General features: G+C 62.5%; 4 protein-coding genes and 1 pseudogene. 3 read left to right on the top strand and 2 right to left on the bottom strand.

Annotated features, from left to right (window positions below):
• Together AWB74_RS43360 and AWB74_RS43355 are read right to left on the bottom strand one after the other, a co-directional pair.
• Window positions 1–95 (bottom strand): annotated as a pseudogene (locus AWB74_RS43360) (succinate dehydrogenase, cytochrome b556 subunit); the annotation flags it as partial.
• Window positions 96–264: 169 nt separating this feature from the next.
• Window positions 265–1,062, bottom strand: coding sequence for a GntR family transcriptional regulator (locus tag AWB74_RS43355; protein WP_061152637.1), 798 nt, complete (start codon window positions 1,060–1,062; stop codon window positions 265–267).
• A 584-nt stretch (window positions 1,063–1,646) separates the two neighbouring features.
• On the opposite strand from AWB74_RS43355, the gene AWB74_RS43345 reads away from it, so the two are divergent.
• The 3 genes from AWB74_RS43345 to AWB74_RS43335 all read left to right on the top strand — a co-directional run.
• The gene (locus tag AWB74_RS43345; RefSeq protein ID WP_061152635.1) at window positions 1,647–2,633 is read left to right on the top strand and encodes a malate dehydrogenase; all 987 of its coding nucleotides are present in this window, start codon (window positions 1,647–1,649) and stop codon (window positions 2,631–2,633) included.
• Window positions 2,634–2,810: 177 nt separating this feature from the next.
• The gene (locus AWB74_RS43340) at window positions 2,811–3,803 is read left to right on the top strand and encodes an HpcH/HpaI aldolase/citrate lyase family protein (RefSeq protein ID WP_061152638.1); all 993 of its coding nucleotides are present in this window, start codon (window positions 2,811–2,813) and stop codon (window positions 3,801–3,803) included.
• 74 nt (window positions 3,804–3,877) lie between these two features.
• On the top strand, window positions 3,878–4,554 hold a 677-nt coding region (locus tag AWB74_RS43335; protein ID WP_327363284.1), incomplete at its 3' end, for a citrate/2-methylcitrate synthase.

Below are 4,554 nucleotides of genomic sequence, written 5' to 3'. Positions count from 1 at the left end.
GATACCTTCCCTGCCAGCGGCAAGCGATACTTCGCGAGTTGGCCGATCCCGATGTTTCGGTATTCCGGCCTTGGTTTTTTTACGGCTTCAGCCATGCTAGACCCCAACTTGTTAAAACACTAATCTGCGATTTTAGCGCCTTTTTATTTCGCGCTGCAGCGATAAGCAACCCGTGAGACCGTTGCTATGCGCGCGAAAAAAGCCCTGCGGCATGCGTGCTCCACGGGCACTCAGCCAGTGCCCGCAGCCCCGTTTTTCATTCGATCAACTCAAGTCGTTCTGATAGTAATAACCGGTCGTGACATACCATCCACGCCGCACTTCGACCGGGCGATCGCCATACGTATAGGACACGCGCTCCACCGATAACAACGGGAATCCCTGCGCAACGTCGAGGAACTGCGCGACGGTTTCGTCGGCGGCGACGGCGCGAATCTTTTCCGTTGCGCGAATCATGCGCGTGCCGAACTCGGTCTCGAACATCGCGTAGAGCGGGCCCTTGTACTCCGCGAGGCGTTCCGCCGTGAGTCCGCGAAACACGGCGCCCGGGAGCCAGATTTCATCGAATACGGTCGTCACGCCATCAAACTGCAACAGGCGCTTGATAAGAACGACGGGATCGGCAGGCTTCAGATCGAGCGAACGCGCGATCTCGGCAGGCGCGCGCAGGCGCCTGCATTCGAGCAGACGGCTGACATGGGGATGAACGTCGCCATCGTCGGGCAGGAGGCGCAGGAAGCGGAACTGCACGCGGTCTTCGTTGTGCGTTGCAACGAACGTGCCTTTGCCCTGACGGCGAACGAGAAGATTGTCAGCGGCGAGTTCGTCGATGGCTTTGCGCACCGTGCCCTGGCTCACCTTGTAGCGCGCGGCCAGCTCGACTTCGCTCGGGATGATTTCGCCGGGCTTCCATTCGCCGGACTCGAGGCCCTGCGTAATGAGCGCCTTGATCTGCTGATACAGCGGGCTGAACGTCGGCGACGGCGTGCTCGCGGCCTCGGCCGCCGGTGCAGTGCCGTTGGGGGTCGTCGTGTTCGCCGGGCTGGAATTCATGCCGCGCATTTCAACACAAGGGCCGCCGTGCGTCCAGACTTTTCCCGCAGAATCCTATGTCTTATATAAGACATAAGATAGTGTTGACTTTACCTCGGACCGATCCTACACTCCTTGTCGAGCAAGGGTTTGCGGGTCGTTGCGAGAGCGCAGGAACCGCCGGACGGCGTGTTTTCCGCGGCAGTCTTTGCCGGGATGCGGCAACGTCAGGGCATCCACGCATCGCGCAGCATACCGCCAGGCACGCCCTTTCGCTTCCGTCTCACGCCGATCGGCCACTCGATTCGCGCGCCGCTGCCTGTCCCATGCCTCGCAACGTCAAGCGCCGTCTCGTATGGGCGCGTTGCCGTCAGACCAGGCGAATTCACGGCGTCCTTCAAGAACATCCCGCACGTCTCTCGCTCGAAGAGAAGATTCATGGCATGACAGTCACGCCGTGACGCCTACACGCCGCACGAGTTCGGGCTCGCCCGATCGAGTTTCGGGCGATTCGCGCACGGCATGGCCGGCATGTCTTCATCAACGCTTTGGCGTATCGCGCATAAAATGGCGTTTTTCCCTAGCGTTCCACGCATCGTCCAGGAGAGTTCTCAATGGCTAAGTCCGCAAAGCGCGTTGCCGTAACCGGCGCCGCAGGTCAAATCGGCTACTCGCTGCTGTTCCGCATCGCCAACGGCGATCTGCTCGGCAAAGACCAGCCCGTGATTCTTCAGTTGCTCGATCTGCCGCAAGCGCAAGGCGCCGTGAAGGGCGTCGTGATGGAGCTGGAAGACTGCGCGTTCCCGCTGCTCGCGGGCGTGGTCGTCACGGACGATCCCAAGGTCGCGTTCAAGGATGCCGACGTCGCGCTGCTCGTGGGCGCCCGTCCGCGCTCGAAGGGCATGGAGCGCAAGGATCTGCTGTCGGCCAACGCCGAGATCTTCACGGTTCAGGGCAAGGCGCTGAACGATGTCGCGAGCCGCGACGTGAAGGTGCTGGTCGTCGGCAACCCGGCGAACACGAACGCCTACATCGCGATGAAGTCGGCGCCGGATCTCCCGAAGAAGAACTTCACCGCCATGCTGCGTCTGGACCACAACCGCGCGCTGTCGCAACTGGCCGCGAAGTCGGGCAAGCCGGTCGCATCCATCGAAAAGCTCGCCGTGTGGGGCAACCACTCACCGACGATGTACCCCGACTTCCGCTTCGCAACGGCAGAAGGCCAGGACCTGACGAAGCTCATCAGCGACGACGAATGGAACCGCAACACGTTCATCCCGACCGTCGGCAAGCGCGGCGCGGCGATCATCGAAGCGCGCGGCCTGTCGTCGGCGGCATCGGCAGCGAACGCGGCGATCGACCACGTGCGTGACTGGGTGCTCGGCACGAACGGCAAGTGGGTCACCATGGGCATTCCGTCGGACGGCTCGTACGGCATTCCGGAAGACATCATCTACGGCGTGCCCGTCACCTGCGAAAACGGCGAGTACAAGCGCGTGGAAGGCCTGGAAATCGACGCATTCTCGCGCGAGAAGATGGACGGCACGCTGAACGAACTGCTCGAAGAGCGCGACGGCGTTTCGCATCTGCTGGGCAAGTAAGCACGTCGTTTTTAAGGGAGGCCCGTCGCGGGCTTCCCGTCAGCGCGAACGCCCGAGAAAGCGTTCGCGCCTGATCCGATCGCGCTTGGACGGGCTGCAACATCGTTCGAGCGCGGCCGAATCAGAAGCATGAGCAAGATCGAATCCACTTCCCCCAAATTGGACCCGACGCCGACGATGCGCGCTCTCACTCCCGCCGAAGTGCTGTTTGACGGCGAACCGCAACCCGCGGTTCTCCCGCCCTGCGACCACTACGCCGGCAGTGAGAAGCTGATGAAGAAATCGCTGGCCTTGCAGGCGCAACTGGGCCCGGTTTTCGACATCACGCTCGATTGCGAGGATGGCGCGCAGGTCGGTCGCGAAGCCGAGCACGCGGAACTGGTCGCCTCGTTCGTCGGCGGCGAGGAAGACCGCTTCGGGCGCGTAGGCGTGCGTATCCACGACTTTCATCACCGCGCGTGGCGCGACGACGTGCGCATCATTCTGCGCAACGCGAAACAGGCGCCCGCGTTCATCATGCTGCCGAAGATCCGCAGCGTCTTCGATGCCGCCGAGATGGTGGCCTTCATCGAAGCATCGCGCTGCGAATTCGGCATCCAGAAGGCCGTTCCGTGTCATCTGCTCGTCGAGACGCATGGCGCACTCGCGGAAGCGTTTGAACTGGCGGCGTTGCCGGGCGTCGAATCACTGAGCTTCGGGCTTATGGATTTCGTCTCCGCGCACAACGGCGCGATTCCCGATACCGCGATGCGCTCGCCCGGCCAGTTCGATCATCCGCTCGTGCGGCGGGCGAAGCTCGAAATCGCGGCGGCGTGTCACGCGCACGGCAAGGTGCCGTCGCACAATGTGTCCACGGAGGTGCGCGACATGAGCGTCGTCGCGAACGACGCCGCACGCGCCCGTAACGAGTTCGGCTACACGCGCATGTGGAGCATCCATCCGGATCAGATCGAGCCGATCGTCGCGGCTTTCTCGCCGCGCGCCGAGGAAATCGCGCTCGCCGCGGAGATCCTGCTCGAAGCGCAACGCGCGCAGTGGGGCCCGACGCGTCACGGCGACACGCTGCATGATCGCGCGAGCTATCGCTATTACTGGTCGGTGCTGCGCCGCGCGCACGCCACAGGGCAGCCGATGTCCGACGAATGCGCGCCGCTCTTCACCGCGCCATGAGAGCATCATCGGACCGCAGTTCAAGCACGACAAGTAGCGCCGCATCGCGCGCGCACGAAAGGAGACTTGAAAGCATGACTGATTCTGCATCGACCGAAGCACCCGCGACCGGGGCTTTCAAACCGAAGAAATCCGTCGCGCTGTCGGGCGTGACGGCGGGCAATACCGCGCTGTGCACGGTCGGCAAGACCGGCAACGATTTGCACTATCGCGGCTACGACATTCTCGATGTCGCGACGACGTCCGAGTTCGAAGAAATCGCGCATCTGCTCGTGCATGGCAAGCTGCCGAATGCCGCCGAACTGAAGGCCTATAAAGCGAAGCTGAAGGCTTTGCGCGGCCTGCCCGCGAACCTGAAGGCCGCGCTCGAATGGATTCCGGCGTCCGCGAATGCGATGGACGTGATGCGTACCGGCGTCTCCGTGCTCGGCACGCTGCTGCCCGAGAAGGACGATCACAACACGCCGGGCGCGAAGGATATCGCCGACCGTCTGATGGCTTCGCTCGGCTCAATGCTGCTGTACTGGTATCACTACTCGCATAACGGCAAACGCATCGAAGTCGAAACCGACGACGATTCCATCGGCGGACACTTCCTGCATCTGCTGCATGGCGTGGCGCCGTCGAAGTCGTGGGTCGATGCGATGCACGTATCGCTCAATCTTTACGCCGAGCATGAGTTCAACGCATCGACGTTCACCTCGCGCGTGATCGCGGGCACGGGCTCGGACATGTATTCGGCGATCACCGG

This window comes from Caballeronia arvi (assembly GCF_001544695.2).
Taxonomy (GTDB): domain Bacteria; phylum Pseudomonadota; class Gammaproteobacteria; order Burkholderiales; family Burkholderiaceae; genus Caballeronia; species Caballeronia arvi.
The sequence above is the reverse complement of the archived record's forward strand: the minus strand, read 5'-3'. Positions and strand labels throughout refer to the sequence as shown.

Excerpts from the sequence above, each read along its gene's own strand:
- AWB74_RS43355 (WP_061152637.1), bottom strand. The coding sequence starts at position 1,062 with ATGCGCGGCATGAATTCCAGCCCGGCGAACACGACGACCCCCAACGGC.
- AWB74_RS43345 (WP_061152635.1), top strand. The coding sequence starts at position 1,647 with ATGGCTAAGTCCGCAAAGCGCGTTGCCGTAACCGGCGCCGCAGGTCAA.
- AWB74_RS43340 (WP_061152638.1), top strand. The coding sequence starts at position 2,811 with ATGCGCGCTCTCACTCCCGCCGAAGTGCTGTTTGACGGCGAACCGCAA.